The sequence below is a fragment of the Paeniglutamicibacter sulfureus genome, assembly GCF_030512175.1.
Taxonomy (GTDB): Bacteria; Actinomycetota; Actinomycetes; order Actinomycetales; family Micrococcaceae; genus Paeniglutamicibacter; species Paeniglutamicibacter sulfureus.
This window is the reverse complement of the sequence record NZ_JAULBL010000001.1, coordinates 1-26,806: the sequence shown is the minus strand read 5'-3', so window position 1 is coordinate 26,806 and position 26,806 is coordinate 1. Positions and strand designations below refer to the sequence as shown.

23 protein-coding genes are annotated in these 26,806 nt (G+C 64.3%); 12 read left to right on the top strand and 11 right to left on the bottom strand.

What is annotated here, in order from left to right:
- Window positions 1-78 precede the first annotated feature (78 nt).
- The 3 genes from lspA (at window position 79) to dnaE (ending at window position 5,280) form a co-directional block, all read left to right on the top strand.
- Window positions 79-681: a signal peptidase II gene (gene lspA / locus Q2T94_RS00115; RefSeq protein ID WP_264270688.1), complete on the top strand. Its 603-nt coding sequence runs from the start codon at window positions 79-81 to the stop codon at window positions 679-681.
- Window positions 678-1,616 carry an RluA family pseudouridine synthase gene (locus Q2T94_RS00110; protein WP_264270609.1) on the top strand — a complete coding sequence of 313 codons (939 nt, stop codon included), beginning with the start codon at window positions 678-680 and terminating at the stop codon, window positions 1,614-1,616. Before lspA ends, Q2T94_RS00110 begins: the two co-directional genes overlap by 4 nt.
- A gap of 97 nt (window positions 1,617-1,713) precedes the next feature.
- The gene (gene dnaE / locus Q2T94_RS00105; RefSeq protein WP_302262438.1) at window positions 1,714-5,280 is read left to right on the top strand and encodes a DNA polymerase III subunit alpha; all 3,567 of its coding nucleotides are present in this window, start codon (window positions 1,714-1,716) and stop codon (window positions 5,278-5,280) included.
- Window positions 5,281-5,337: 57 nt separating this feature from the next.
- Here the strand turns inward: dnaE and Q2T94_RS00100 are convergent, their stop codons facing one another.
- Both Q2T94_RS00100 and Q2T94_RS00095 read right to left on the bottom strand, forming a co-directional pair.
- A complete protein-coding gene (locus Q2T94_RS00100; protein ID WP_302262437.1) occupies window positions 5,338-5,835 on the bottom strand; it encodes an SRPBCC domain-containing protein in 498 nt (165 codons plus the stop codon).
- Window positions 5,836-5,913: 78 nt separating this feature from the next.
- A complete protein-coding gene (locus Q2T94_RS00095; RefSeq protein ID WP_302262436.1) occupies window positions 5,914-6,411 on the bottom strand; it encodes an SRPBCC domain-containing protein in 498 nt (165 codons plus the stop codon).
- Between the two features lie 162 nt (window positions 6,412-6,573).
- Here Q2T94_RS00095 and hisD point away from each other — a divergent pair, with 162 nt between their 5' ends.
- Both hisD and nrdR read left to right on the top strand, forming a co-directional pair.
- Window positions 6,574-7,932 carry a histidinol dehydrogenase gene (gene hisD / locus Q2T94_RS00090; protein WP_302262435.1) on the top strand — a complete coding sequence of 453 codons (1,359 nt, stop codon included), beginning with the start codon at window positions 6,574-6,576 and terminating at the stop codon, window positions 7,930-7,932.
- A gap of 150 nt (window positions 7,933-8,082) precedes the next feature.
- Window positions 8,083-8,571: a transcriptional regulator NrdR gene (gene nrdR, locus Q2T94_RS00085; RefSeq protein ID WP_264270689.1), complete on the top strand. Its 489-nt coding sequence runs from the start codon at window positions 8,083-8,085 to the stop codon at window positions 8,569-8,571.
- 111 nt (window positions 8,572-8,682) lie between these two features.
- On the opposite strand, the gene ppgK is transcribed toward nrdR, so the two are convergent.
- Together ppgK and map are read right to left on the bottom strand one after the other, a co-directional pair.
- Window positions 8,683-9,468 carry a polyphosphate--glucose phosphotransferase gene (ppgK, locus tag Q2T94_RS00080; protein ID WP_264270613.1) on the bottom strand — a complete coding sequence of 262 codons (786 nt, stop codon included), beginning with the start codon at window positions 9,466-9,468 and terminating at the stop codon, window positions 8,683-8,685.
- A gap of 50 nt (window positions 9,469-9,518) precedes the next feature.
- The gene (gene map / locus Q2T94_RS00075) at window positions 9,519-10,394 is read right to left on the bottom strand and encodes a type I methionyl aminopeptidase (protein WP_264270614.1); all 876 of its coding nucleotides are present in this window, start codon (window positions 10,392-10,394) and stop codon (window positions 9,519-9,521) included.
- 128 nt (window positions 10,395-10,522) lie between these two features.
- Here map and Q2T94_RS00070 point away from each other — a divergent pair, with 128 nt between their 5' ends.
- On the top strand, window positions 10,523-10,717 hold the full coding sequence (locus Q2T94_RS00070; RefSeq protein ID WP_264270615.1) for an SPOR domain-containing protein: 195 nt from the start codon (window positions 10,523-10,525) through the stop codon (window positions 10,715-10,717).
- A gap of 5 nt (window positions 10,718-10,722) precedes the next feature.
- On the opposite strand, the gene panB is transcribed toward Q2T94_RS00070, so the two are convergent.
- The gene (gene panB, locus Q2T94_RS00065) at window positions 10,723-11,580 is read right to left on the bottom strand and encodes a 3-methyl-2-oxobutanoate hydroxymethyltransferase (protein ID WP_302262434.1); all 858 of its coding nucleotides are present in this window, start codon (window positions 11,578-11,580) and stop codon (window positions 10,723-10,725) included.
- Window positions 11,581-11,700: 120 nt separating this feature from the next.
- Here panB and glnA (Q2T94_RS00060) point away from each other — a divergent pair, with 120 nt between their 5' ends.
- Genes glnA (Q2T94_RS00060) through Q2T94_RS00050 form a run of 3 tightly spaced genes read left to right on the top strand, consistent with a single transcriptional unit; the run spans window position 11,701 to window position 16,465 of the window.
- Window positions 11,701-13,041 carry a type I glutamate--ammonia ligase gene (gene glnA, locus Q2T94_RS00060; protein ID WP_264270617.1) on the top strand — a complete coding sequence of 447 codons (1,341 nt, stop codon included), beginning with the start codon at window positions 11,701-11,703 and terminating at the stop codon, window positions 13,039-13,041.
- A gap of 4 nt (window positions 13,042-13,045) precedes the next feature.
- Window positions 13,046-16,081 (top strand): bifunctional [glutamine synthetase] adenylyltransferase/[glutamine synthetase]-adenylyl-L-tyrosine phosphorylase, encoded by a 3,036-nt coding sequence (locus Q2T94_RS00055; RefSeq protein WP_302262433.1) that lies wholly within the window; start codon window positions 13,046-13,048, stop codon window positions 16,079-16,081.
- A 54-nt stretch (window positions 16,082-16,135) separates the two neighbouring features.
- Window positions 16,136-16,465 carry a cupin domain-containing protein gene (locus Q2T94_RS00050; RefSeq protein ID WP_302262432.1) on the top strand — a complete coding sequence of 110 codons (330 nt, stop codon included), beginning with the start codon at window positions 16,136-16,138 and terminating at the stop codon, window positions 16,463-16,465.
- A 77-nt stretch (window positions 16,466-16,542) separates the two neighbouring features.
- On the opposite strand, the gene Q2T94_RS00045 is transcribed toward Q2T94_RS00050, so the two are convergent.
- Window positions 16,543-18,297: an IS1634 family transposase gene (locus Q2T94_RS00045; protein ID WP_302262431.1), complete on the bottom strand. Its 1,755-nt coding sequence runs from the start codon at window positions 18,295-18,297 to the stop codon at window positions 16,543-16,545.
- A 570-nt stretch (window positions 18,298-18,867) separates the two neighbouring features.
- Here Q2T94_RS00045 and Q2T94_RS00040 point away from each other — a divergent pair.
- A complete protein-coding gene (locus tag Q2T94_RS00040) occupies window positions 18,868-19,305 on the top strand; it encodes a hypothetical protein (RefSeq protein ID WP_302262430.1) in 438 nt (145 codons plus the stop codon).
- Between the two features lie 309 nt (window positions 19,306-19,614).
- On the opposite strand, the gene glnA (Q2T94_RS00035) is transcribed toward Q2T94_RS00040, so the two are convergent.
- Complete coding sequence (glnA, locus tag Q2T94_RS00035; protein WP_264270621.1) at window positions 19,615-21,039, bottom strand: type I glutamate--ammonia ligase; 1,425 nt, start codon at window positions 21,037-21,039, stop codon at window positions 19,615-19,617.
- A 281-nt stretch (window positions 21,040-21,320) separates the two neighbouring features.
- On the opposite strand from glnA (Q2T94_RS00035), the gene Q2T94_RS00030 reads away from it, so the two are divergent.
- Window positions 21,321-21,755, top strand: a complete 435-nt coding sequence (locus Q2T94_RS00030; RefSeq protein WP_372342932.1) for an RDD family protein — start codon at window positions 21,321-21,323, stop codon at window positions 21,753-21,755.
- A 118-nt stretch (window positions 21,756-21,873) separates the two neighbouring features.
- On the opposite strand, the gene Q2T94_RS00025 is transcribed toward Q2T94_RS00030, so the two are convergent.
- Genes Q2T94_RS00025 through lipB form a run of 3 tightly spaced genes read right to left on the bottom strand, consistent with a single transcriptional unit; the run spans window position 21,874 to window position 24,341 of the window.
- Complete coding sequence (locus tag Q2T94_RS00025; protein ID WP_264270623.1) at window positions 21,874-22,629, bottom strand: DUF4191 domain-containing protein; 756 nt, start codon at window positions 22,627-22,629, stop codon at window positions 21,874-21,876.
- Window positions 22,630-22,662: 33 nt separating this feature from the next.
- Entirely contained in the window at window positions 22,663-23,664 is a 1,002-nt protein-coding gene (lipA, locus tag Q2T94_RS00020) for a lipoyl synthase (RefSeq protein ID WP_264270624.1), read from the bottom strand.
- Entirely contained in the window at window positions 23,661-24,341 is a 681-nt protein-coding gene (lipB, locus tag Q2T94_RS00015) for a lipoyl(octanoyl) transferase LipB (RefSeq protein WP_264270625.1), read from the bottom strand. Before lipB ends, lipA begins: the two co-directional genes overlap by 4 nt.
- A 103-nt stretch (window positions 24,342-24,444) precedes the next feature.
- Here lipB and Q2T94_RS00010 point away from each other — a divergent pair, with 103 nt between their 5' ends.
- Window positions 24,445-26,073 (top strand): serine/threonine protein kinase, encoded by a 1,629-nt coding sequence (locus Q2T94_RS00010; RefSeq protein ID WP_302262428.1) that lies wholly within the window; start codon window positions 24,445-24,447, stop codon window positions 26,071-26,073.
- A gap of 61 nt (window positions 26,074-26,134) precedes the next feature.
- Here the strand turns inward: Q2T94_RS00010 and Q2T94_RS00005 are convergent, their stop codons facing one another.
- A complete protein-coding gene (locus Q2T94_RS00005; RefSeq protein ID WP_264270627.1) occupies window positions 26,135-26,572 on the bottom strand; it encodes an OsmC family peroxiredoxin in 438 nt (145 codons plus the stop codon).
- Between the last annotated feature and the right edge of the window lie 234 nt (window positions 26,573-26,806).

Here is a 26,806-nt window from a genome sequence, read left to right as displayed (position 1 = left end):
CCACCTGCCTCACATATTGATGGCTTAAGATTGTTGGCGGTCGGGTTACCGACCGCCAACAATGCGTTAAAGGACATGATGGAAAACAGCTCCACACCACCGGCGTCGGAAGGCGCCGCCACGCCCGCGCCAGGCAGTGGAACCAAACGGCGCCTCATTTACGCCGCGGGCATCCTGGCGGTACTTGCATTGGTCCTGGACCAATTCACCAAGCGCATCGTTGAAACCTCCATGAGCGAGGGGCAAGTCATCGACGTCTTCCCTCCGCTGCTGCGCTGGTATTACATCAAGAACTCGGGCGCCGCGTTTTCCATGGGGGAGGGCTACACCTGGATCTTTAGCATCATCCAGGCAGCGGTGCTCATCTACGTGGCGGTGTTCCTGGTCCGCAAGATCCGCGTCTGGCCGTGGTCGCTGGCCCTGGGCGGATTGATGGGCGGGGTCGCGGGAAACCTCACCGACCGTCTCTTTCGTCCCCCATCCTTCGGGCAGGGCCACGTGGTGGACTTCATCGCGCTGCCCAACTTTGCCATTTTCAACATCGCCGACATGTTCATCGTCTGCTCGATGATCGGGATCTGCCTGCTGCTCTTCACCGGCCGCGAACTCGATGGCAGCAAGCCGGCGGATAAAAAGGAACCCGGACACGACGCCGGGGCCGAGCCCAGGGAACTGCAGTGACCCAGGAGCGGACCGAATCGCTCGTCGTCGCCCCGGAGGAGGCTGGCCTGCGCATAGACGCCTTTCTGGTCAAACGCCTTGAGCTCTCCCGCGCGCTGGCGGCATTGCTTTGCGCCGAGGGGAACGTAACCCTCGGGAGCAAGGTGCTGGGCAAGTCGAAGAAGACCAATGTGGGCGACACCATCGACGTCTTTATCCCGCTTAGGCCGGACCCACTAGAAATCAGGGTAGAAATCGTGGAAGACCTCAAGATCATTGCCGACGACGACGACTACGTCGTCATCGACAAGCCCGTGGGAGTTGCGGCGCACCCTTCCCCGGGATGGGTCGGTCCCACCGTGGTCGGTGCGCTGGCCGCGGCCGGTTACCGCATTTCCACTTCCGGCTCCGCCGAGCGCCAGGGTATCGTCCACCGCCTGGACGTCGGCACCAGCGGCCTGATGGTCGTCGCCAAGACCGAACGCGCCTACACGGCGCTCAAGCGCGCTTTCAAGGAGCGGACCCCGAAGAAGATCTACCATGCCGTCGTCCAGGGTCTGCCGGACCCGCTGGAAGGCACCATCGATGCTCCGCTTGGCCGCCATCCCGGCCATGACTGGAAATTCGCCGTCGTCGAGGATGGCCGCGATTCGAGGACCCACTATAAGGTGCTCGAGGCCTTCGGCCGGGCATCGCTGGTGGAAGTCACCCTGGAAACCGGGCGCACCCACCAAATCCGCGTGCATTTCAGTGCGCTGCGGCACCCGTGCGCGGGCGACCAGACCTATGGGGCGGACCCCAAGCTGTCGGCGGCCCTCGGGCTGACCCGGCAGTGGCTCCATGCCCAACTGCTGGGGTTCTTCCACCCGGTGAACGGGGAATGGGTCGAGTACACCAGCGAGTACCCGCTGGACCTGAACAACGCCCTCGAAATGCTGCGAGACGGCAACTTCTAGTCCGTGCCAAGATGCACCCGGAACAACACCGGGTGCATCTTCACACATTGGCGCGCGCAGGTGGTCGGGTGTCGGTGCGAGCGCCTAGACTGGATCGGTGGCTAGCTCAAATCGCGATGGATTCGTACACCTTCACACGCACACCGAATACTCAATGCTTGACGGTGCCGCGCGCCTGACGGAACTCTTTGAGGAGACCAACCGGCTGGGCATGACGGCCCTGGCCACCACCGACCACGGCTACCTCTTCGGTGCCTTCGACTTTTGGTCCAAGGCCACCGCCGCCGGGGTCAAGCCGATCATCGGCATCGAGGCCTACGTGACCCCGGGCACCGCACGCGATGACAAGACCCGTGTGAAGTGGCGCACCGAGGAAAGCCAGAAGCGCGACGATGTCTCCGGCGGTGGCCTGTACACGCACATGACGTTGCTCAGCTACAACAACACCGGCATGAAGAACCTGTTCAAGGCCTCTTCCATCGCCTCCCTCGATTCGGTTTTCGGCAAGTACCCGCGGCTGGACCGCGACCTGCTGAACACCTACCACGAGGGCATCATCGCCACCACCGGCTGCCCCTCCGGCGAGGTGCAGACCAAGCTCCGCCTCGGCCAGTACAACGAGGCCAAGGCCGCGGCAGCGGAGTTCCAGGACCTGTTCGGCAAAGAAAACTACTTCTGCGAACTGATGGACCACGGCCTGGACATCGAGCGCCGGGTCACCCAGGACCTGCTGCGCCTGTCCAAGGAACTGAACATCCCGCTCGTGGCCACCAACGACCTGCACTACACCCACGAGCACGATGCCAAGGCGCACGAGGCGCTGCTGGCCATCAACTCCGGCTCGACGCTCGACGAACCGACCTACGACCAGGGAGGCTCGCGCTTCGCCTTCTCCGGTTCCGGCTACTACCTCAAGAGCCCGGCGGAAATGCGCCACCTTTTCAAGGAGCTGCCCGAGGCCTGCGACAACACCCTGTTGATCGCCGAACGCGCCGAGGTCTCCTTCGACACCAGCGCCAACTACATGCCGCGCTTCCCGTGCCCGCCGGGGGAGGACGAGACCAGCTGGCTGATCAAGGAAGTCGACAAGGGTCTGCACTACCGCTACCCGGGCGGCATCCCGGAGGCTTCGCGCAAGCAGGCCGACTTCGAACTCGACGTCATCATCAAGATGGGCTTCCCCGGCTACTTCCTGGTCGTGGCAGACTTCATCAACTGGTCCAAGGACAACGGCATCCGCGTCGGACCCGGACGTGGCTCGGGCGCCGGATCCATGGTCGCCTACGCCATGCGCATCACCGACCTGGACCCGTTGGTCCACGGGCTGATCTTCGAACGCTTCCTGAACCCCGAGCGCGTCTCCATGCCCGACTTCGACGTCGACTTCGATGATAGGCGCCGCTCGGAGGTGATCAGGTACGTCACCGAGAAATACGGAGACGAACGCGTATCCATGATCGTGACCTATGGATCGATCAAGACCAAGCAGGCGCTGAAGGACTCCTCGCGCGTGCTGGGCTATCCCTTCTCCATGGGCGAATCGCTGACCAAGGCGCTGCCCCCGGCGGTGATGGCCAAGGACATCCCGCTCAACGACATCGAGGACCCGAAGTCCAAGCGCTACTCCGAGGCCGGGGACTTCCGCCAGCTGGTGGCCACCGACCCGGAGGCAGCACGCGTCTTCGAGACCGCCAAGGGGATCGAGGGGCTCAAGCGCCAGTGGGGCGTGCACGCCGCCGGGGTCATCATGAGCTCGGATCCGATCATCGACGTCATCCCGATCATGCGCCGCATCCAGGACGGCCAGGTCATCACCCAGTTCGACTACCCGACCTGTGAAGGCCTGGGGCTGATCAAGATGGACTTCCTGGGGTTGCGCAACCTCACCATCATTTCCGACGCCCTGGAAAACATGAAGGCGAACCAGGGCGTGGAACTGGACCTGGAAACCCTGGCCCTGGACGACGCCGGGGCCTACGAACTGATGGCCCGCGGCGACACCCTGGGCGTGTTCCAGCTCGACGGCGGGCCCATGCGCTCGCTGCTCAAGCTCATGCGCCCGGACAACTTCGAAGACATCTCCGCGGTGCTCGCCCTCTACCGGCCCGGACCCATGGGCGCGAACTCGCACAACAACTATGCGCTGCGCAAGAACAAGCTCCAGGAAGAAACCCCGATCCACCCCACGCTCGAGGAACCCCTGCGGGAGATCCTGGGCACCACCTACGGCCTGATCGTGTACCAGGAGCAGGTCATGTCCATCGCGCAGAAGCTGGCCGGCTTCTCGCTGGGCCAGGCAGACATCCTGCGCCGCGCCATGGGCAAGAAGAAGAAGTCCGAGCTGGACAAGCAGTTCGCCGGCTTCTCCCAGGGCATGGTCGACAATGGGTACACCATGGAGGCCGTCAAGGCCCTGTGGGACATCCTGCTGCCCTTCTCCGACTACGCCTTCAACAAGGCGCACTCGGCCGCCTACGGCGTGATCTCCTACTGGACCGCGTACCTCAAGGCCCACTACCCGTCCGAGTACATGGCAGCCTTGCTGACGTCCGTCGCGGACGACAAGGACAAGACGGCCATGTACCTGAACGAATGCCGGCACATGGGCATCACCGTGTTGGCGCCGGATGTGAACGAGTCGGCCCTGAACTTCACCCCGGTGGGCACCGACATCCGCTTCGGCATGGGAGCGATCCGCAACGTCGGCGCGAACGTGGTCAACGCCTTGGTTGAATCCCGGGCCGAAAAGGGGAATTTCGAGAACTTTGCCGACTTCCTGCAAAAGGTCCCGGCGGTGGTCTGCAACAAGCGGACCATCGAATCCCTGATCAAGGCAGGCGCCTTCGACTCCATGGGACATGCCCGCCGTGCCCTGGTCGCGGTCCACGAGGAGGCCGTGGACTCGGTCATCTCGGTCAAGCGCAACGAGGCGGCCAACCAGTTCGACCTCTTTAGCGCGTTTGAGGACCCGACCGCCGCTGCCGGGATGACTGTCGCGGTCCCGGACATGCCCGACTGGGAGAAGAAGGACAAGTTGGCCTTCGAACGCGACATGCTCGGGCTCTATGTCTCGGACCACCCGCTCAAGGGCCTGGGTGGGCTGCTGGAGCAGAACGCCGACATGTCCGTCACCCAGGTGCTATCCGATGACGGCCCGCAGGATGGGCACACCGTGACCATCTGCGGGATGATCACCTCGCTGCAGCGCCGCATTGCCAAGAAGAGCGGCAACCCGTACGCCAGATGCGAGATCGAGGACCTTTCCGGGTCCATGGAAACCATGTTCTTCGGCAACGCCTACGCGCCGATCGCCAACGTACTGGCCGAGGACCTGATCGTGGTGGTCAAGGGCCGCGTGCAGAAGCGCGACGACGGCTCCATCACGCTCAACGCCCAGGAGCTCACGGTCCCGGAAATCAGCGAGGACGGCGAAGGCGGCCCGGTGGTCATCTCGATGGCCAACCACAAGGCCACCGAGGAGGTCATCTCCGCGCTCGGGGAAGTGCTGCGCGTGCACCAGGGCACCACCGAGGTCCGCGTGAAGCTGCACAGCACCCGCGGCGTCTCGCTCATGCGCTTGGGCATGGAATACCGCGTCAACCCGAACTCGGCGCTATTCGGGGACCTGAAGGTCCTGCTGGGTTCGACCTGCCTCGACGGCTGACACGGACCAAAACCCGGTGCCACGGCGCCCGAATGAAAAGCCCGCCCGCGGGCGGATCTATTCGGGCGCCTTCGCGTATGCTGCTGCCAGGGCCGGGTAGTAGTCGTCCCATTTGACCGAATCAACGTCGCCGCCCTCCAGATGCACGAGCATCCGCTGCAGGTAATATTCCCAGCCCGGCCCGATGGTGCCTGGGTCATCGGACGCGGCGAGTTCATGGATGAACCTGATCTTCCTGGTCCCCGTTCGAGACGAAAGATCCAGGCCAAGATCCCAGGCCCCTTGTTCGGTGTCGGCCGTCAGGCGGAACTTGTACGGCGGCCTGCACCGGTGGATCCGCACGCTCCCGGCGGCCGATTCCAGCCCGTCCTCAAGGAACGCGAACCGCAGATCTCCGCTTTCCGCGTTCCCGCACAGGATCCCGGCCCAGGAGCGGAGGCCCTCCGCCGTGGTGAAGGCATCCCAGATGTCACGGACGCCGGTCTGCGCATCGAGTTCGATGACGATTCGCCGACCGGTCGCCGACAGTTCCACAGCGCCGTGGGCCTGTGTCATGGGGTAGCGCCCTTCCTGGTGGGTGTTGGCCTTGCGCGGGCCCCGCACGGTCCGGGGCCCAAGGGCCGAATCCGAAGCCTATTCGGGCGCCTTCGCGTATGCCGGCGCAAGGGCCGGGTAGTAGTCGTCCCATTTGACCGAATCGACGTCGCCGCCCTCCAGTGAAACAATCGCCCTCTGGACGTAGTACTCCCAGCCAGGTCCGATGCTGCTCGGATCGTCGGTCAGCCCGAGTTCCTGGATGAAGCGAATCGAACTCACCCCGTCCTGCCTGGACAGTTCGAGCCCGAGGTGCCAGGCGCCGTACTCGCTGTTCGTGGTGAAGGCCAGTTCATGCGGTGCCCTGCAACGGATGATTTCCAGTGCCGCGGGCTCCGCTTCCTTCCCTTCCTCGACCATGGAGAAGCGCAGGTTTCCGGCTTCGCGGTTTCCGCGCAGGACTCCCACCCAGGGTTCGAGTCCCTCCGGGGTGGTGAAGGCGTTCCAGATTTCCTCCAGGCCGAACGCGACCTCGCGCTCTATCACGATGCGCAATCCTGTCGGCGACTGTTCGATGCTTCCGTGTGGCAGTGGCATGGGGATCCCCTTTCCATGGATTCGTGCGTACTAGGTGCAGACTATGGCACCGGCATGCAGCGGGGGAAGCACCTGGTAGGGAGGGAAGTGCCGTTTCGATTGTTAAGGGCGATGCCAGGCGCATGTCGTGGTGCCGGTCCGCCGACACGATAAACTGGTGCGGTGACTAGCAACGCCAGCCCCCAGACCTTTTCCGCGCTCCAAGACCTTGACCTGCGGGGCGCCGCATTGGACCATGCAAGCCTCAAGGCGGTGCTTCCCCGGCCCGAGCTGAACTTTGCCACGGCCGCCGAGGCGGTCGAGGGCATCATTGCCCGCGTCCGTGCCGAGGGCTTCGCCGCCCTGTCCGAACTGGCCGAAAGGTTTGACGGCGTCACCCAGACCCACACCCGTGTCCCGGCCGAGGCCATGGAACGCGCCCTGGCGGACCTGGACCCCCAGGTCCGTGCGGGACTGGAGGAATCCATTGCCCGGGCACGCGCCTTTGCCGCTGCCCAGGTGCCGGAAGACACCCGCATTGACTACGGGACCGGTGCAACCGTCACCCAGCGCTGGGTTCCGGTACGCCGTGTGGGCCTGTACGTTCCCGGCGGCCTGGCCGTCTACCCGAGCTCCGTGATCATGAACGCCGTCCCCGCACTGGCCGCCGGCGTCGGCTCGCTGGCCATCGCCTCGCCACCGCAAAAGGAATTCGGCGGTTTGCCGCACCCCACGATCCTGGCAGCGGCCCAGCTGCTCGGCGTGGAGGAGGTCCACTCCATGGGCGGGGCCCAGGCCATCGCCGCCTTCGCCTACGGCGTCCCCGTCACCGGGGACATGGACCCGCAACTGGCCATCGAACCTGTCGACGTGGTCACCGGCCCCGGAAACCTCTTTGTCGCCACCGCCAAGCGCCTGGTCAAGGGCGTGGTCGGCATCGACGCCGAGGCAGGCCCCACCGAAATCGCGATCTTGGCCGACGCCACGGCGAACCCGGAATTCATCGCCGCAGACATGATTTCCCAGGCCGAGCACGACCCCAATGCCGCAGCGGTGCTCATCACCGATTCGCCCGAGCTTGCCGAAGCGGTGCGGAGCGCGCTGGAGGGCCAGTGCTCCACCACCAAGCACTCCGAGCGGGTGCACATTGCGCTGGGCGGTAAGCAGTCGGCCACGATCCTGGTCGACGACATGGCCGCGGGCATCGCGGTGTGCAACGTGTATGCGGCCGAGCACCTGGAGATCCACACGGCCAATGCGGCCGCCGACGCCGCGTTGGTCACAGCGGCGGGTGCCGTGTTTGTCGGGGCGCATTCCCCGGTGAGCTTGGGGGACTACTGCGCGGGTTCCAACCACGTCCTGCCGACCAGCGGAACCGCTGCCTTCGCCTCGGGGCTGAACGTCAACACCTTCCTCAAGGCCATCCAGGTCATCGACTACGACCGTGCCGCGCTGTCGGTGGTGGCCCCCCACGTGGTGGCCCTGGCCAACGCCGAGGACCTGCCTGCACACGGCGACGCGGTGGCCATCCGTTTCGCCTAGCGGTTCCGCCCGGCGGCGACGTGATGGGCAGGGTGTGGCAAAGACCACAACATATGGTAATGACATTGTTGTGACTACGCTATATGTGGCCCTAAACTAATCCCGAGCACGCATGTGCTTTGCATGAACGAGACCCGAGGAAGGGGTGCCATGTACTGTCCCTACTGCAGGCACACCGATTCACGCGTCGTGGATAGCCGACTGACCGACGACGGCACCGCGATTCGCCGCCGCCGGCAATGCGCCGAATGCGGCCGCCGGTTCAGCACTGCGGAAACCACCAGCCTGAACGTGCTCAAGCGTTCCGGGGTGGCCGAGCCGTTCAGCCGTGCCAAGGTCATCAACGGGGTGCGCAAGGCGTGCCAGGGGCGTCCCGTCACCGACGACGACCTCGCATTGTTGGCCCAGGAGGTTGAAGAGGCGGTTCGTTCCAGCGGCGCCGCGGAAATCAACGCCCGCGAAGTCGGCCTGGCGATCCTCACGCCGCTGCAGCGACTCGACGAGGTCGCCTACCTGCGCTTCGCCAGCGTCTACCAGGATTTCAAGTCCCTGGAGGACTTCGAAGGGGCCATCGCGAAGTTGCGGGCCGAACGCGACACCCGGCCCTCGGGCCACCAGCGTCCGCTGGGCGCGCGCTAGGACCCGATCCGCCGCTGCGCAACCAAGGCAATCGAGACCAATGGCGGGCCGCCTGCTTCCCGATTCGGGATGCAGGCGGCCCGCCATTGGCGTCCCCCTTTCGGGAACCGGCTAGGAAAGGCCCGACTGCTGCAGGGCGGCCCCGACGATGCCGGCGTTGTTCTTCGACTTCGCCACGGTGATCGGGGTGGAAAGCGAAAGCTGGGGCAGGTAGTCGTCCGCACGCTTGGAAATGCCGCCGCCGATGATGAACAGCGAGGGGGAGAAGAGGAACTCCACGTGGGAGAAGAAGCGCTGCAATCGCACCGCGTATTCGTCCCAGCCCAGGTCCTCGCGCTCGCGCGCCGCGGCCGAGGCGCGGGTCTCGGCGACCGCCGAATCGATCTCCAGGTGGCCCAGCTCCACGTTGGGAACCAGCACGCCGTTGTGGATCAGCGCCGAGCCGATGCCGGTGCCCAGGGTGATCACCAGCACCGAACCTCCCACGCCCGCCCCGGCACCGTAACGCGCCTCGGCCAGGCCCGCGGCGTCGGCGTCGTTCATGACATGGACCGGGCGCCCCAGTTGCGCGGTGAACAGCGCATCAACGTCGGTGCCGATCCATGACTTGTCCACGTTGGCGGCCGAGCGGGCCACTCCGTGGTGGATGATGGCGGGGAACGTGACGCCGACGGGGGTCTGCGCCCCGGGAGCCCCGTCCCGCTCATCGAGCTGGGCGACGATCTGCGCAACCACCTCGGCCACCGCGGCCGGGGTCGCAGGCTTCGGGGTGTCGATGCGGACGCGTTCGCCGATCAGCTTTCCGGTTACGAGGTCGACGATGCCGCCCTTGATGCCGGTGCCGCCGATGTCGATGCCAATGGCCGTGGGCGATGGGTTCAGTGCGCGTTCAGACATGCGGGTCGGGCTCTTTCTCTAAGGAGGGGGCTAGAACGGGGTCCCTGGGGTTAGGCCAGGGTCAGGATTTCGGCGCCGTCCTCGTTGACGAGCAGTGTGTGTTCAAATTGTGCCGTGCGCTTGCGGTCCTTGGTGGTGGCGGTCCAGCCGTCGTCCCACATGTCCCACTCGATGGTGCCCAGGGTGAGCATGGGTTCGATGGTGAACGTCATGCCCGGTTCGATCAGCTGGCTGTAGGCCGGTGCCGCATCGTAGTGCGGGATGATCAACCCGGTATGGAAGGATTCTGCCACGCCGTGCCCGGTGAAGTCCCGCACCACGCCATAGCCGAAGCGTTTTGCGTAGGCGGAGATGGTGCGGCCGATGACGTTGATTTCCCGGCCCGGCATGACGGACTTGATGGCCCGTCGCAGGGATTCCTCGGTGCGCTCGACCAGCAGCCGCGATTCCTCGTCGACGTTCCCGGCCAGGAAGGTGGCGTTGGTGTCGCCGTGGACCCCGCCGATGAACGCGGTGATGTCGATGTTCACGATGTCCCCGTCCTGCACCACTGTGGTGTCGGGGATGCCGTGGCAGATGACCTCGTTGATGGAGGCGCACAGCGACTTCGTGAAGCCGCGGTAGCCCAGTGTCGAGGGGTAGGCCTTGTGGTCTAGCAGGAATTCGTGCCCGATCCTGTCCAGCTCGTCGGTGGTGACTCCCGGGACGACGGCCTTGCCGACCTCCGCCAACGCCTGCGCGGCGATCTTTGACGCCACGCGCATCCGGGCGATGATGTCCGCGGAGCGGACTTCCGGTGCGTCGGATTTGCGCGGTGCCGGCCTCCCGACATATTCGGGACGGGGGATCGAGTTGGGGACGGTTCGCTGCGGAGTGGGGGTACCGGGAACGAGGGATCCGATGGGTGCGGTTGTTGCTAAAGGCATGGTTCCCATTCTAGCGGGGTCGATGGTGCCGTGTGCCAAGGAGTCGGGCCGTTGCCCGGGCGGCCGTCGGCTGTAGGGTGGTGGCATATCGAGTCAATGTGGCGTCAACGAAAGGTGGGTCAATCCCGATGAGTGGAGCATTGCCCGGCGAGGGCGAATTCTGGTTCAACATCACCACCGGCCAGGTCGAAACCGGGCCGCAGGCCGATTGGTCGCAGCTCCTTGGGCCGTATGCCTCGCGCGCCGAGGCGGAACTGGCCATGAGCAAGGTGCGCGAACGCAACGAGCAGTGGGACGAGGAAGACGAGGAAGAGGAGGAGTAGGGGGGCTACCGGTCCCCGAACTCGTGTTCCGCCGCCGGGAAGGTTCCGGCCAGCACGTCCTCGCGGTAGGCGGTCGCTGCCCCCGACACCACCGAGCGCAGGTCCGCGTACTTCTTCACGAACCGCGCACTCTTGCCGCTGCCCAGGCCCAGCATGTCCTGCCAAACCAGGACCTGGCCCGTGGTGGCGGCACCGGCGCCGATGCCGACGGTGGGAACGCGCAACGCTTCGTCAACTTGGCGCGCGGTGCCGGTGGGGATCATTTCCATCAGCACGGCGAAGGCCCCCGCGGCCTCCAGCGCCTGGGCGTCGGCGACCAGTACCGCAGCGGCGTCGCCGCGACCCTGGACGCGGTAGCCTCCCAGCGCATGTTCGGACTGCGGGGTGAAGCCGATATGTGCCATCACCGGAACGCCGGCGGCCACCAGGGCACGCACGTGCGGAACGAAATACTGCCCGCCTTCCAGCTTCACGGCGTGCACACCGCCCTCCTTCATGAGACGCACCGCCGATGAAACGGCCTGTTCGGGGGAGACCTCGTAGGATCCGAACGGCAAGTCGCACACCACCAGCGCGTGCTGGGCGCCGGAGACCACCGCCTTGGAAAAGACGATCATTTCGTCCATGGTGATCGGCAAGGTAGAGGAATAGCCCATCACGGTGTTGGCCGCCGAGTCGCCCACCAGCAGCACTTCAATGCCGGCGGCGTCAAAGATGCCCGCCATCATCGTGTCGTAGGCGGTGAGCATCGCAAATTTCCGGCCCTCGTTTTTCGCCGTTTGCAGGTGGTGCAGACGGATTCGCGGTCCGGAAACGGCGCCTGTGGCAGGGGAATTTGCTGGTGTGGAAGGATGAGCACTCATGGGCAAGAGACTAATGCACATTCGGCGCAGCTGTCCTCCCGTGTCCCGGCCGTAAAAACGTATAAAGTGAGTCAGTGGGGCGGGAACCGCCGCCAAAACCGTTTGTGGAAGGAACCCGCCGTGGATCGCCAGCAGGAATTCGTCCTTAGAACCATTGAGGAGAGGGACGTACGTTTCGTGCGCCTGTGGTTTACCGATGTGGTGGGTTCCATGAAATCCGTGGCCCTGGCCCCTGCCGAGGTCGAGGGTGCCTTCGAGGAAGGCCTGGGCTTCGACGGTTCCTCCATCGAGGGAATGTCGCGGATTTACGAGTCGGACATGCTGTTGCAGCCGGACCCCTCCACCTTCCAGATCCTGCCGTGGCGCGGCGAGACCGAGCCTACGTCGCGGATGTTCTGCGACATCCTGACCCCGGACGGACTGCCTGCCGCAGCCGACTCCCGGCAGGTGCTCAAGCGCCAGCTGGCCGTCGCCTCCGAGATGGGCTTCACCTGCTACACGCACCCCGAGATTGAATTCTATTTGTTACGTTCCTCCGAGCTGGGAACCGACGGATACCCGGTCCCGGTTGATCGGGGCGGGTACTTCGACCACGTCACCGGCGGCGTCGCCCAGGACTTCCGCCGCACCGCGGTGACAATGCTCGAAGCCGTGGGCATCTCCGTGGAGTTCAGCCACCACGAAAACGGCCCCGGCCAGAACGAGATCGACCTGCGTTACGCCGATGCGCTGCAGACGGCCGACAACGTCATGACATTCCGCACCGTGATCAAGGAAGTCGCGATCCAGCAGGGCATCTACGCGACGTTCATGCCCAAGCCGTTCTCCGACGAACCCGGCTCCGGCATGCACACCCACTTCTCGCTCTTCGAGGGCGACACCAACGCCTTCTTCGAGGCGGGCCGTGAATTCCAGCTCTCCGACACCGCCCGCCAGTTCATTGCCGGGATCCTGCGCCACGCACCGGAGTTCACCGCGGTGACCAACCAGTTCGTGAACTCCTACAAGCGCCTCTGGGGTGGCGGGGAGGCCCCGAGCCACCGCTCTTGGGGCCACAACAACCGTTCAGCACTGGTGCGTGTTCCGCTCTACAAGCCGGGCAAGGGCCAGTCGGCGCGCGTCGAGTACCGCGGCATCGACTCGGCCACCAACCCCTATCTGGCCTACGCCTGCCTGCTGGGCGCCGGACTGAAGGGCATCCAGGAAGGCTACGAGCTCGAACCGCAGGCCGAAGAGGACGTGTGGGGCCTGAGCAGCGCCGAGCGCCGCGCCAGCGGACACGACCCGCTTCCCGGGTCCCTGCACGATGCCATCCGCGCCATGGAGGAATCCGAACTGGTCGCAGACATCCTCGGCGAGCAGGTCTACACCTCGTTCCTGCGCAACAAGCGCGACGAATGGGAAGCCTACCGCCAGAACGTGAGCCCGTTCGAACTCCGGCGCTACCTGGGGATCCTCTAGGGGAATGCCCTTGCAGATCTCGACGAGGCAGCTGATTTCGGCCGGGTTCGACGACTTGGAGCGCGCCAAGCGCTTTCTGGCCGACAAGGAACTGGCGGATATTGACCACCGGGCGCTCGTGGGCCACCTGGCCCATGCCGCGGACCCGGACCAGGCGCTGCTCGCGCTGATCCGCCTCATCCCGCACGCCCCGGCGGCCCTGGAACTGGCGCTGGGCCCGCGCACCGCGCCGGGTTTCTTGCGCTTGCTCGGTGCCTCGGACGCCCTGGCGAACTTCCTCATCCGCGAACCCTCGTGCCTGGAGATCCTGCAGGAGCCCGCACCGGAACGCATGCACGGGCGCAGCGCCCAGGAATTGCGTGCCGAGCTGCTGATCGCCGTGGGAGCCGACCCGGCATCGGGCATCCCCCCGGTGGCCGCCGTCTTCGGCGAGGACGGACACCGAGTGTTGCGCGTGGCCTACCGCCGCGCCCTGCTCGGCCTGGCCCACCGCGACCTCGGGGCAGCCGATGCACTGGCTGCCATGCCGGAAGTCGGACGGGAGCTGGCCGACCTTGCAGCGGCCGCCCTCGAGGGTGCCCTGGCCATCAGCCGGGCCGAGGCCCGGCACCGCTTCGAAGCCGAGGACATTGCCGACCTGCGCCTGGCGGTGATCGGCATGGGCAAGTGCGGGGCCCACGAACTGAACTACGTGTCGGACGTCGATGTCATCTACGTGCACTCCAGCGACCGGCTGGACGAGGATCTGGCCCATTCCCTGGCCAGGGAGCTTGCGATCGGCATCTCCCGGGCCATCGACTCCGCCGGGATCGAACCCGGCCTGTGGGAGGTGGACGCGAACCTCCGTCCCGAGGGCAAGGACGGGGCGCTGAGCCGCACCCTGGAGTCCCACGCCGCCTACTACGCGCGCTGGGCCGCGTCCTGGGAGTTCCAGGCGCTGTTGAAGGCCAGGGCGATCGCCGGGGACGCGCAGTTGGGCGCTGCCTACGAGGCCATGGTGGAACCATTGGTCTGGTCTTCCTCGGAACGCGAGGGCTTCGTGGAATCGGTGCAGCGCATGCGCCGCCGGGTCACCGCGAACATCAAGCCGGCCGAGTTGGCGTACCAGCTCAAGCTGGGCCCCGGCGGGCTCCGGGACGTCGAATTCACCGTCCAGCTGCTCCAGCTGGTCCACGGACGGGTGGATGAGACCGTGCGCGCGCGCTCCACCACCAAGGCCATCGCCGCGTTGAGCCTGGCCGGATACATCGGACGCGACGACGCCGAGAAGTTTGACCGCTCCTACCGCTTCCTGCGCGTGCTCGAGCACCGCATCCAGCTGGTGAACCTGCGTCGGACGCACCTGATGCCGCACAAGGAGTCGGGACAGCGCGTCCTGGCGCGTGCTGTGCGCTCCACCCTGGGTGTCGAGCTGTCCACCGCTGCCGGCCTGCTTGACCGCTGGGGCGACACCAGGCGCCTGGTGCGCCTGCTCCACGAACGGATCTTCTACCGGCCGCTGCTCAACAGCGCCTCAAACCTGTCGGCCGACGAGGTGCGCCTGTCCCCGGAAGCGGCGCAATCCCGCCTGCGCGCCCTGGGCTACGTGGACCCGAAGGCGGCGATGCGCCACATCGAGGCCTTGACCGGCGGCATGCGCAGGCGCGCCGCCCTGCAGCGACAGCTGCTGCCTGTGCTCCTGGGGTGGATCGCCGAGGGCGTGGACCCGGATGCCGGCTTGCTGGGCTTCAGGCGGCTGAGCGAATCGCTGGGGGAGTCGCACTGGTACCTGGGCATGTTGCGGGATTCATCCGCAGCGGCCGAGCGCCTGTGCAAGATCCTGTCCAACTCCCGCTTCATCACCGATCTGCTGGAGGTCTCCCCGGAATCGGCGGCCTGGCTCGGATCCAACAAGTCACTGCAGCCCCTGGGCTACGAGGCGCTGTGGGGCGAGATCTCCTCGAAGCTGAAGCGGAACCTGGGCTCCGACCAGGCGATCCGGTTGATCCGGGTGATCAGGCGCCGCGAGATCCTGCGCATCTCCCTGGCCGACGGCGCCGGGGTCATCGACCAAGACACCGTGGGGCGGGCCCTGGCCGACAACGACAGGGCAGCCGTGCGCGGTGCCCTGGAGGTCGCCCAGAGCACCGAATACGCCTCGACCCCGCAGCTGGGAGAATTCCTGGTCGTGGCGATGGGCCGCCAGGGCGGCCACGAGATCGGTTATTGCTCCGACGCGGATGTGATGTTCGTCCAGCGGGCCTTCGACGAGGCCGACCAGCAGCGTGCACAAGAGCAGTCGCTGCGCATCGCCACTGCGCTCGGGTCGCTGTTGGGCAGGCCCATGGTGCCGGCGATCCAGGCAGAACCGCGACTGGAAATCGACGCTGCGCTGCGACCGGAGGGCAAGAGCGGGCCGCTGGTGCGCTCGCTGGCCTCCTACGAGGAGTACTACCGGCGCTGGTCCCAGATCTGGGAACAACAGGCTCTGTTGCGCGCCACCCCCATGGCCGGGTCGGAGAATCTGGCCGATGACTTCATGGCCATGGTCGACCCCCTGCGTTACGAGCAGGTCATGGGCGAGGAACAGATTCGCGAAATTCGCAGGATCAAGGCGCGCGTGGAGGCAGAGCGGTTGCCCCGCGGTGCCGAGCCGGAACGGCACCTGAAACTGGGCCGCGGCTCGCTCAGCGACGTCGAATGGTTGGTCCAGCTCATGCAACTGCAGCACGCCAAGGACCACCCGGCGTTGCGCACCACCTCCACGCGCCCGGCGCTGAAGGCCATTGCCGAGGCCGGGCTCATCCCCGCCGAAGAGGTGGCGCTGCTGGACGATGCGTGGTCCCTGGCCACCAGGATCCGCAGCGGGGGCCTGATTTGCACCGGACGGGTCTCAGACGTGTTGCCGAATTCCTGGCGCGACATGGAAGCGGTGGCCCGCTGGTGTGGGTACGCACCGGGAGAGGCCTCGGTCATGGAGGACGACTACCTCAAGACCACGCGCCGGTCGCGGCAGGTTCTTGAACGCCACTTCTATGGCTTTGAAGAGAGAACCGCCTAGGCTGATGGAAACAGTGGGGCCATGCGTTCGTCTTTGAAAGGGCAGGGGATAGCCATGCACGTCACCAGCGCGGAACTTGACCAACTGGTCGCCAGGGAATTTGAGAAGGCGACCGCCTCCAACAACGGCCGCAGCGCCGTTGCGGTGCTCAATGACGGGCGCTTGCGCCACACGTTGATCACCCTGCTGGCCGGGTCAACACTGAACGACCATGAAAAGCCCGAGGCTGCGACCCTTCAAGTGTTGCGCGGGTCGATCGTGGTGAATTGGGTGGGCGATTCACGGGCGATAGCACACGGCGGCCTGTTCGTGCTGCCCGATGCCATTCACAACGTTGTTGCCACCGAAGACTGCGCTTTCCTGCTCACTTCGCTGGTCGGTTAGGCTGAAGTTACGGCAGACAGAACGCCAGGATCCCCGGATTGTCGGGGATCCTGGCGTTTTTGGTTCCGGTTCTCTGGCTACTTTCTGTGGTTTTTGATGTGGTGGTCGATGAGGTCCATGGCCCTTTGTTGGCGGGGCGTGGGCAGGGAAAGCAGTTCGAAGGTCCGCTCGGTGCCCGGGACGCTGGTGGTGTTCCTGGTCCGGGTTCCCAGGTGGGTCAGGAGGTCTTGGTAGCTGGTGGCGGTGGTCCCGTCGTCGAGTTTCCGGGTGCTGGCCTTGGATGCCGCGGCGGCGGAGCGTTCGACCTTGGCGACGGGTTCCTCGGGCACGGGTCGGTTCTCGTCGGTGAAGGTCAGTGGTGCGAGGGCGGTGCGCAGGTGCCAGGTGAGGTGGGCGGCGAGCATGCAGAGGAAGACGTGGGCTCGGGTCCGGTTTTCGGTGTAGTGGCGGATGGGGCGGATGCCCAGGTCGCGGGTTTTGAGGGTCTTGAAGATCTTTTCCACGTTGGCCAGGGACTTGTAGGTGCGCACCGCCTCGGGGGCGTCCATGGTGTCGGCGGGGAGGTTGGTGCGGATGACGTAGATGCCGTCCAGGTCGGCCTCGCGGGCAATGGATCCGGTGTTGCGGGTGTAGGTGAAGGCGGTGTCTTCGATGATGAGGTTGAAGTGCTTTTGCATGTTGTATTTGCCGGCGACCTTGCCGACCTTCACCCCGATCTTTCCGGCGCCCTTGAGGCGGCCGGCCTCCACCGCTTTCTTGATGGTTTCCAGCTTTTCCTCGGTGGCCTCGAGCAGGTTGGTGCGTTTGTGGGCGCGCTTGGCGGCCAGGGCGGGGTTGCGGCAGGCGATGAGCCGTTCGCCGGGGTATTTCGGGTGGGTGATCTCGGCGAGGTTTTGTTGGTCGAACAGGCTCATCTGCAGGGGGCCGTTGTCCTCGGCGAGGTGCTGGATGTCGGTGTTGCGCAGCGCGGTGACCCAGGAGAAGTCGGTGTCTTTTTTGAGGTCTTCGACCCGTGCGTTGGTGATCATGCCGCGGTCTCCGACCATGGCCAGGTCATGGACGCCGGAGAGGGCGTGGATCTCCTTGGCAATCTGGATGAATGCGGTCGGGTCGGCGGTGTTCCCGGGGAACACTCGCACGGCGATGGGCAGTCCGGCGCGGGTGGCGAGCATGCCGTATTCGATTTGTTCGCAGCCGCGTTTCTTGTCCCTGGAATACCCGAATTTTGCCAGCGGGTTGTGGGTTCCGGTGACCCAGGAGGAGGACAGGTCAAAGAGCGCGAGGCCCTCGGGGTTGTGTTCGGGTCCGAGGTGGGTGCGGGCGAGCTGCTTTTCGATGCGGGGTTGTTGTTCCAGGAGCCAGTCCATGGCGGCGTAGAGCTCGTCGGTGGTGGCCGGTCCGAGGTCGGTGCCCAGGGTGGTGTCGGCGAACCAGTTCAGGGTGGCGAGCTTGGAGGTCGGCTTGCAGATCCGGGCCGCCAGCAGGGCCATGATGAGGTCCCGGTTCCGGCAGGCGGGGCCCAACAGGGATTCGAAGCGCAGGCCGCGGGCCATGGCGTAGATCGCGTCGATGTGTCCGTGGGGCAGGGTGCGCAGGATCTGCATCCGGGCATCGGCGTCCACCATTCTCTTGCCGTTCAGGGACGCCTTCAGGTCCAGGATGGCGCGTTCGGGCAGGTAGGAAATGTTGCCCAGGGTCTCGTGCTTGACCTTGCCGCCCTCGCGGTAGGTCCGGCGCACCAGGGCGGACCGGTATTCGACCTCCACACCGGCCTTGTTGACCCTGCGGGATGTGTTGATGGCTACATGCATGGCCTTGGTGCCTTGTTCCATGGCAACAAATTACACCTTGCTCGCGGAGATTGGAAGGCTTTTCGTGAAAACTTTAGTGGCTACAGTTTTCGGCCAAAAGAGGGGAATTGCCCCGGAACCATGCGGTTCCGAGGCAATTCCTTAACGTAACCTCAGGTTAGGGCGGGGCGGGACCAAAAGCCGCACTGCGCGCCGCCAGACGGTGCACCAGCGCAAGCGACGTAGCCCTGGCCACTGCCCGACAATGTCACATGCAAAAAAGTCCGTGCCGCTGCGGATGCTTCGTGATGAAGCAACCGCAGCCACACGGACTTTTTCAATGGCCGCCGGAGAATCCCGGCGCCCTACTTAGCAGCCGTAGTAGGGCTCGAACTGGAAAAAGGTAATTGGCATGGGTTGAATGCCGCTGATTCCCGCGTGATTTCCGGGGTTCTGCTGTTGGGTAGGAAGGACGAAAAGTGGCCGTCGGTAGACCTGTTGCGGACTGCAGCCTAGTGAGTACCTAACCGGGAAGATCCACCAAGCACCGTGGTCACTTGGTCAATCATTGCCCCACCTGCCTAGACTCAACCTAAACCACTTGGAGGAATCATGAAGAGACTAGCTACCCTCGCCCTGTTGGCCCTTGCGCTCACCGGATGCGTGTCCGAGAGTTCCTTGCCTCAGGTCTACAGCCCACCCGTTGTAGAGACGGTGACTCAAGAAGCCTCAGCTGAAGACCTCTCGCAAGCCTGGGCGGACACCCAGATCAACCACTTCCTGAACGGCTACGGAGCTGCGAGCTTGGCAGGCTTCATGGAGGGCACCCCGCACCGGAACATAGACTCCTGGTCGTCTCCCGAAGAGGGAGTTTTGGTGGTTGTGCTCTCAAGCAACAACTGGCGGGGGAAATACCTGCACTCTCTCTCCTTCGACATAATGGGCAAAGCTGGCTGGGAAGACCCTAGGTTGGAAAAGGTGCGGGTTACCACCCACGACGGTTCGGCGTGGGAGGAAACTCGCCGCACCAGCATAGCGGGGCTTCACTAACCGAACTACCAAATGCCCATACTCGCCCCTGCCCGCTCCGCATAGCCGCGCTCGCGCTCGCGCTCGCGACGAAATAGCCACGAAAAGGCAAAAAGCCCCGCGCCGTCCATTCGGATAGCGCTTGGCCATGGGGCTTGATGTGAAAGTTGTCCAGGCGCGGCTCCTCACGCGTCGGCAAAGACAACCTTGGATGTTTAAGGCCACTTGTGGCCAGACAGAGATGAGTCCGCACGTTCCGCCGTGAATAACGTTCTGGCGGCTCGTGCGGACCCATCTGCGGACTAAACCCCGTTTAGCCCTGAATTCTACCTAGCAGCCGTAGTACAGCTCGAACTCGTACGGGTTCGGGCGCAGCGACAGCGGCTTGATTTCGTATTCGCGCTTGTATTCGATCCAGGTGCGGATCAGGTCCTCAGTGAACACGTCGCCCTCGAGCAGGAAGTCGAAGTCGTTCTCCAGGGCATCGAGTGCCTCGTCGAGCGAACCCGGGGCCTTCTGGATGTCCTTGGCTTCCTCGGCCGGGAGCTCGTAGAGGTCCTTGTCGATCGGGTCCGCCGGCTCGATGCGGTTCTTGATGCCGTCGAGGCCTGCCATCAGCTGTGCGGCGAAGGCCAGGTACGGGTTGGAAGCGGCATCCGGTGCGCGGAACTCGATGCGCTTGGCCTTCGGGTTCGAACCGGTGATCGGGATGCGGATACCGGCGGAGCGGTTGCCCTGCGAGTACACCATGTTGACCGGAGCCTCGTAGCCCTTGACCAGGCGGCGGTAGGAGTTCACCGTCGGGTTGGTGAATGCCAGCACTGCGGAGGCGTGCTTCAGCAGACCGCCGATGTACCAGCGGGCGGTATCGGACAGGCCGGCGTAGCCCTTCTCGTCGTAGAACAGCGGAACGCCGTTGGCCCAAAGCGACTGGTGGCAGTGCATGCCCGAGCCGTTGTCACCGAAGATTGGCTTCGGCATGAAGGTTGCGGACTTGCCCCAGGCATCGGCCACGTTCTTGACGATGTACTTGAACTTCAGGATGTCATCGGCCGAGTGGGTCAGCGTGTTGAACTTGTAGTTGATCTCGGCCTGGCCGGCTGCACCGACCTCGTGGTGGCTGCGCTCGACCTCAAGGCCGGCTGCTTCCAGTTCCAGGCAGATGGCGTCGCGCAGGTCGGCCTGCTTGTCGGTCGGGGAGACCGGGAAGTAACCGCCCTTGAAGGGAGTCTTGTATCCCTGGTTGCCGCCCTCTTCCTTCTTGCCGGTGTTCCACGGTGCCTCGATCGAGTCCACCTTGTAGAAGGAACCCTGAGGCTTCGACTCGTACTGGACGTTGTCGAAGATGAAGAACTCGGCCTCGGGGGCAAAGAATGCGGTGTCGGCGATGCCGGTCGAGGACAGGTAAGCCTCGGCGCGCTCGGCCACGCCGCGCGGGTCGCGGTGGTACGGATCGCCGGTGCGCGGGTTGATGATCGAGAAGTTGAACGCGAGGGTCTTTTCCAGACGGAACGGGTCAACGAAGCCGGAAGTCACGTCGGGGATCAGCTGCATGTCGGAATCGGCGATGCCGGCGAAGCCTGCGATCGAGGAGCCGTCGAAAAGCTGGCCGTTGAGGAAGAAATCGGCGTCGACGGTGCGTGCCGGGACGTTGAAGTGCTGCTGGACGCCGGGAAGGTCGGTGAAGCGGATGTCAACGAACTTGACGTCTTCTTCGGCAATATATGCGATGACTTCTTCTGGACTCTTGAACATGGTCAGGGACTCCTGTGTGGGGTTTCTGCTGTGGCGGCTTGCGTGCCGCGACGTAAACGTTTGCCAACGTTTTTCTTCCTGTGTTATCAACACTAGACCCTAGCGATTACTCTCCTGTGTCTCGATTGTTTCCGTTACGTTACACACCCGGCGATTATCAAGAATAGAGTGTCGGATAGATCACACGTATTACGTCCACTGTGTCCAGATCCATCGATGCCCAATCTGAAATGAGGGCGGGACCACGGACGGGTGTGGTTTGCCCCGGTAGGCTTGGAAACGTGGAAAGAAAAGACTTTGGCTCGTGGCTCGAGGGCCCGCCGCAATTAAGCAATCAGGAATGGCCCGGCAAGCGCTTGGGGCGCCCGGAAAAAGGGCCCGGTTCGGTTGCCCGCATCGGCCGGCGAGTCGCGGCCTTGTTGTTGGACTGGGGGATCGCGATGTTGATCTCGCTGATCTTCTTCAATTCGGACCCCACCGCAAACTTGGTCATCTTCGCCGCCACTCAGATGCTCTTCGTTGGGGTCACCGGACACTCCATCGGTCACCGCGTCTTCGGGATGCAAGTCCAGGGCCTGGATGGCAGTGCGGTGAAACCCTTGACGGGGATCATTCGCACCGCACTGCTCTGCCTGGTGATTCCGGTTCTGTTCAGTGATTCCGACCAGCGCGGCTACCACGACCGGGTCGGCAAGACGATCCTGGTACGCATCTGATCAGTCCGGCTCGCTGAAGGCCTAGCGCAGCGCCAGGACCGAGAAAAGAGCAAAGGCGGGTTTTGGAACCAAATGGTTCCAAAACCCGCCTTTGCTTAACGGTTCCCGTTCCTAGGCGCTAGCGCATTTGCTTGCGGTTGGGACGCGCCCGGTTGGGGTCGATGCCCTTGGGGATCGGGAGCTTCGCGCTGCCAAGTGTGCTCAAGCGCTTGTCGACGGCGCTGATTTCCAGCTTGGTGATCGACTTGGGAAGCTTCTTCATCTTCTTGCCGACCTCGGCAAGCGGGGTTTGGCCTTCCTCGTTACCTGCGTTGATCACGTGGATCGGAACGTTGGGAAGCACGCGGCCCATGCGCCGGCGCTCGGCGTCAACGAGGGGGCGGACCCGGGTGTTCGGTCCTTCGGTGACAAGCACGACGCCTGCGCGCCCAATGCCCAAGAACACCAGGTCCTTGGTGCGCGGGTTCACGGCGACCGGCTCGTCCTTCAGGATCCACCCGCGACGCAACACGCTCATGGCCGCCCCGGCCGCACCCGGACGTCCCTCAAGCTGCGTGAACGCAGCTTTCTCGGCGCGGCGGGAGAGGATCATGGTTGCGGCGAGCAAGGCCAGCGGAAGCGCGATCAGCACCGCCGTGATCCAGTTGTTGATCAGGAGGCCAACGATCAGGCCCACAACAAGGACGCCAAGGGCAGCCAGAATCATCAGCCAGACGACCATGGGGTCGTTCTTGCGGGTCATCTGGAAGACCTGGCCCAGCTGTTTCAGCCGGCCCGGTTCCTTGTTGGCCTTCTCGGCCTTCGGCTTGCGCGAGAACAGTCCGCGCTTAGGACTTGCAGCCTCGGATGAGGCGTTATCGGTGTTTTTGGCCATAGTGATTCAATTCTACATTGATGTCGGCACCTGTTAGGAGCTGATCAGCGAGGAAGCTTCCTGACGGGTGTCGCCGGAGCTGGCAATGTGCGCCAGGGCCTCCGGGATCGGATTGCCCTTCTTGCGCATCGCGGACGCCCACAGGCGTCCGGCGCGGTAGGAGGAACGCACCAACGGGCCACTCATCACACCAAGAATGCCCATTTCCTCGGCCTCCTGCTGCAACTCGACGAATTCCTGTGGCTTGACCCAACGCTCCACCGGGTGGTGGCGCTCGGTCGGCCGCAGGTACTGGGTGATGGTGAGCAGGTCGCAGCCGGCATCCACGAGGTCCTTGATGGCCTCGGTGATTTCCTCACGGGTTTCGCCCATGCCGAGGATCAGGTTCGACTTGGTGATCATGCCGTTGGCACGTCCCTGCGAGATGACATCCAGCGAGCGTTCGTAGCGGAACGCGGGGCGGATGGACTTGAAGAGTCGCGGGACCGTTTCAAGGTTGTGTGCGTACACCTCGGGGGCGGACGCTGCGATCTCGTCCAGATACTCGGGCTTGCCGGAGAAGTCGGGGATCAGCAGCTCCACGCCGGTGCCCGGGTTCAGCTGGTGGATACGGCGCACCGTCTCGGCATAGAGCCAAGTGCCCTCGTCCGCGAGGTCATCGCGGGCCACGCCGGTTACGGTGGCGTAGCGCAGGCCCATCTTCTTTACGCTCATGGCAACCTTGAACGGTTCGGCGCGGTCGATGGCCTGGGGCTTGCCGGTGTCGATCTGGCAGAAGTCGCAGCGGCGGGTGCATTCCGAGCCGCCGATGAGGAAGGTAGCTTCCTTGTCTTCCCAGCATTCGAAGATGTTCGGGCAGCCTGCTTCTTCGCAGACGGTGTTCAGGCCCTCGGACTTGACCAGCTTTTTCAGGCCCACGTACTCGGGGCCGATGTTGATCTTCGCCTTGATCCACTCGGGCTTGCGCTCCACAGGGGTTTCGGAATTTCGCTGCTCGATGCGCAGCAGGCGGCGACCTTCGGGTGCGGCACTCATGAACGGGCTCCTTCGGGGGTTGTAGCAGTCAGCGACACGATAGGGCTCAACAAGGCATCCAGCTCTTGTTCAACGCTGTCGAGGACATCGGCAGGGGTGACGGTGGTTCCGGTTTCCAGGCTGATGCTCGTGACACCTGCATCGGTGATTCCACAGGGGATGATTTGCGCATACGGAGCCAGGTCGTTGGAGCAGTTCAAGGCAAAGCCGTGCATGGTCACACCATGGTCGACGCGGATGCCGATTGCGGCAAGCTTGCGGTCCTGGCCACCGTCTGTCCCGGCCACCCACACTCCGCTGCGGCCCTTGATGCGGGTGGCGGCAATGCCGTAGCCGAGGGCGACGTTAATCAAGGCTTCTTCGAGAATCGAAACGTATTCGCGGATGCCCTTCATATCGGACAGACGAACGATCGGGTACCCCACCAACTGGCCCGGGCCGTGCCAGGTGAGTTTGCCCCCGCGATCTACATCGATCACCGGGGTGCCGTCAACCGGCAGGTCTTCAGGTTCGGTCCTGCGGCCGGCCGTGTAAACGGCCGCGTGTTCCAGGAGGAAAACGACGGGACCGGAATCCCCTTCGGTCACCTCTTTGTGTACCTGGCGCTGCATGTCCCATGCAACGCGGTAATCGACCAGCTCGGGGGCATGGCCAATTCTCTCGAATTTGATGGTCATGGCGACAACAGTACGCGCTTCCCTGGACGCCCTCGAATCGGCTACACATTGTTGCTTGTGGATAACTTAAGCACAGGAATTCCATTGCGCGTAGAAAAGAACCATGGAATCCCAGAAAGAGCCATTGCCATTCCCTCGGATCGATGGTTATCGCACGCTTCGGCACTTGGATGAGGGTTCGGGCCGCAGCATATGGGTCGTTCAAGACAGCACGACGCATGAGGAACTGGTCGTCAAGATCCTCGCAAACGACTCTCCCGGAAGTACCGTAGAGGCCGAATCCCTGCGAGTCGATCATGAGTTCCTGGTCGAATCGTTTGGCATGCTCGAAACCTCCCTCGGCCCGGGAATCCTGATGGAATACTGTCCTGCCGGCTCGGTCGCCCAGATTGTTGCGGTGCGGGGGCCGCTGAATGTGGGGGAGACCATCACCGTCATGGCACCGATCGCCGAAGCCTTGGCGTTTTTGCACGCCCGGGGGCTCACCCACGGTGACTTGAGCCCACGGAACATCCTGTTTACGGCCGCCGGGAAGCCAAAACTGGGGGACTTCGGAACGCATCGGGTGGTGGGACAGACCCCCGGGGAGTATGGAACGCAGGGTTTTTGTGCCCCGGAAACCTGCTCGGGTGCAGGTGCTGGCGAACTGCAACCAGCCCGGGATGTCTACGCCCTGGCCGCCTGCGCGTGGTATTTGCTGACCGGCAGGCCGCCCAATGCCACTGCCCGCAGGGTTCCGCTGGGAGCCATGGTTCCGGAAGTCAACGACGAATTCGCGAAGCTTCTGGAGCAGGGGCTGGATCCTGATCCGCAGCTTCGTCCGAGCGCGGCCCAGTTCGGGCAACGCATTTTCGTTGCGGGTACGCCGGAAGCAGTGGAGCTGAGCGCCGCAATCAAACCGGATGCGCTCAAACATATGCTCACCACGCGCCAAACGCCCGCCGCTAGAGGGCTGCTGGGCAGAGGCCGGCGTACCGGAAACCCGACCGCGGCGGACAAGGTGATGCTGAAGGAACGCAAGGCCCAGATCAAGGCCCAGCAGAAGCCGGTACCGCGCCGGCTGCGGGCGGTGTTTGAGGTCAAGGCAGGTCTGGAGGAACGGACCGAATCCGCAGGGGGAGAGCAGCGTTGGGCACAACAACACCGAATCCACGGATTGAAGCGCGGAAACCGGAATCTAGCCGCGGCCGCGGCAATCGGGCTGTTGGTGGTGGGCATGGCGGCAGTGACAACCAGCATGCTCAAACAGACCAACGAGACGGCCATTGCCGGGCCTCCGCAGGCGCAAGTGTATGCCGCCCCGTCGGGTGTCGGTGAAACGGATGTGGAAGAAGCGCCGGAAACGCGTCGCGAACTGGTGCTGGTGGCTGCGGAATTGTCGGCGCGCCGAGATCGTGGCCTGATGGACGGGAGCTTGGAGGAGCTAAGGAAGGTCCATGTGGTGGGATCGCCGGCACTGGCAGTGGACGCAAAGGTTGTGGCCCGCATGCAGGACCTTGGACTTCGGCTTGAAGCGCTGAAGACGAGCCTGAATGAAGTTTCCGTACTGCCGGGGAAGAACGCGTTGGAGGCGACCATCGAGGCGACGAGCGTGCAAAGTGGCTACCGCTATGTCGATCGAAAGGGCGCGGTCATCGCCAGCGCCAAGAAGTCCGAAAGCCAAAGGGTGCGCATGGTCCTGCGATTCGTCGATGGATCCTGGCGGATGTGGCAGGTGACCGGATCAAAGTGACCCGCCTGGGTCGGTGTGCCGGGACCGCCTGCACGGCGTCGGCACACCGACGGCACGGCGACTAGTTCAGGTGGGCGTCCAGGGTGATGGAGGGGACGGCAGCCAATGCGACGGAGACGGGGCATCCTTCCTTGGCGGCGTTTGCGTGCTTCTGGAATTCAGCGGCATCGATCCCCGGAATGGAGGCCTCGAGGGTCAAGCGGATTCCGCTGATCTTGGCGCCGTCGGTGGTGTCGAAGTCCACCTCGGCGGTGGTTTCCAGCTTCTCGGCCACGTGGCCGGCCTGCTTGAGGATGTTGCTCAGTGCCATCGAGAAGCAGGATGCATGGGCCGCGGCGATCAATTCCTCGGGGCTGGTCTTGCTCTCGGCTTCCTCGGTGCGGGCCTTCCACGTCACCGGGAACGTTCCGAGGCCCGAGGTCTCGAGGGTGGTCGCCCCTGACCCGGACGCCAGGTCTCCTGTCCAAACGGTGCTTGCGCTTCTGGTGGTGACTGCCATGGTGACAACTCCTTGAATCTGCAACTGGACGAAGGCGAGCGCCTCCACGGCAATCCTATGGCCCGGGACAGTCGAACCCAAGGAACCTCTTAAATGGCGGAGCGGGGGGGGGGGGGGGGGGGGGCGGGCCCCCCCCCCCCCCCGCCCGGGGGGGGGGGGGGGGGGGGGGGGGGGGGGGGGGGGGGGGGGGTGGTGGGGGGGGGGGGGGGGGGGGGCCCCCCCGCCCCCCCCCCC

What these genes read in the sequence shown, in the direction of transcription:
- lspA (WP_264270688.1), top strand. Translation starts at nt 79, where the DNA reads ATGGAAAACAGCTCCACACCACCGGCGTCGGAAGGCGCCGCCACGCCC.
- Q2T94_RS00100 (WP_302262437.1), bottom strand. Translation starts at nt 5,835, where the DNA reads ATGACACAGGCCCACGGCGCTGTGGAACTGTCGGCGACCGGTCGGCGA.
- Q2T94_RS00095 (WP_302262436.1), bottom strand. Translation starts at nt 6,411, where the DNA reads ATGCCACTGCCACACGGAAGCATCGAACAGTCGCCGACAGGATTGCGC.
- nrdR (WP_264270689.1), top strand. Translation starts at nt 8,083, where the DNA reads ATGTACTGTCCCTACTGCAGGCACACCGATTCACGCGTCGTGGATAGC.
- ppgK (WP_264270613.1), bottom strand. Translation starts at nt 9,468, where the DNA reads ATGTCTGAACGCGCACTGAACCCATCGCCCACGGCCATTGGCATCGAC.
- map (WP_264270614.1), bottom strand. Translation starts at nt 10,394, where the DNA reads ATGCCTTTAGCAACAACCGCACCCATCGGATCCCTCGTTCCCGGTACC.
- Q2T94_RS00070 (WP_264270615.1), top strand. Translation starts at nt 10,523, where the DNA reads ATGAGTGGAGCATTGCCCGGCGAGGGCGAATTCTGGTTCAACATCACC.
- panB (WP_302262434.1), bottom strand. Translation starts at nt 11,580, where the DNA reads ATGAGTGCTCATCCTTCCACACCAGCAAATTCCCCTGCCACAGGCGCC.
- Q2T94_RS00055 (WP_302262433.1), top strand. Translation starts at nt 13,046, where the DNA reads ATGCCCTTGCAGATCTCGACGAGGCAGCTGATTTCGGCCGGGTTCGAC.
- Q2T94_RS00050 (WP_302262432.1), top strand. Translation starts at nt 16,136, where the DNA reads ATGCACGTCACCAGCGCGGAACTTGACCAACTGGTCGCCAGGGAATTT.
- Q2T94_RS00045 (WP_302262431.1), bottom strand. Translation starts at nt 18,297, where the DNA reads ATGGAACAAGGCACCAAGGCCATGCATGTAGCCATCAACACATCCCGC.
- Q2T94_RS00040 (WP_302262430.1), top strand. Translation starts at nt 18,868, where the DNA reads ATGAAGAGACTAGCTACCCTCGCCCTGTTGGCCCTTGCGCTCACCGGA.
- glnA (WP_264270621.1), bottom strand. Translation starts at nt 21,039, where the DNA reads ATGTTCAAGAGTCCAGAAGAAGTCATCGCATATATTGCCGAAGAAGAC.
- Q2T94_RS00025 (WP_264270623.1), bottom strand. Translation starts at nt 22,629, where the DNA reads ATGGCCAAAAACACCGATAACGCCTCATCCGAGGCTGCAAGTCCTAAG.
- lipA (WP_264270624.1), bottom strand. Translation starts at nt 23,664, where the DNA reads ATGAGTGCCGCACCCGAAGGTCGCCGCCTGCTGCGCATCGAGCAGCGA.
- lipB (WP_264270625.1), bottom strand. Translation starts at nt 24,341, where the DNA reads ATGACCATCAAATTCGAGAGAATTGGCCATGCCCCCGAGCTGGTCGAT.
- Q2T94_RS00010 (WP_302262428.1), top strand. Translation starts at nt 24,445, where the DNA reads ATGGAATCCCAGAAAGAGCCATTGCCATTCCCTCGGATCGATGGTTAT.
- Q2T94_RS00005 (WP_264270627.1), bottom strand. Translation starts at nt 26,572, where the DNA reads ATGGCAGTCACCACCAGAAGCGCAAGCACCGTTTGGACAGGAGACCTG.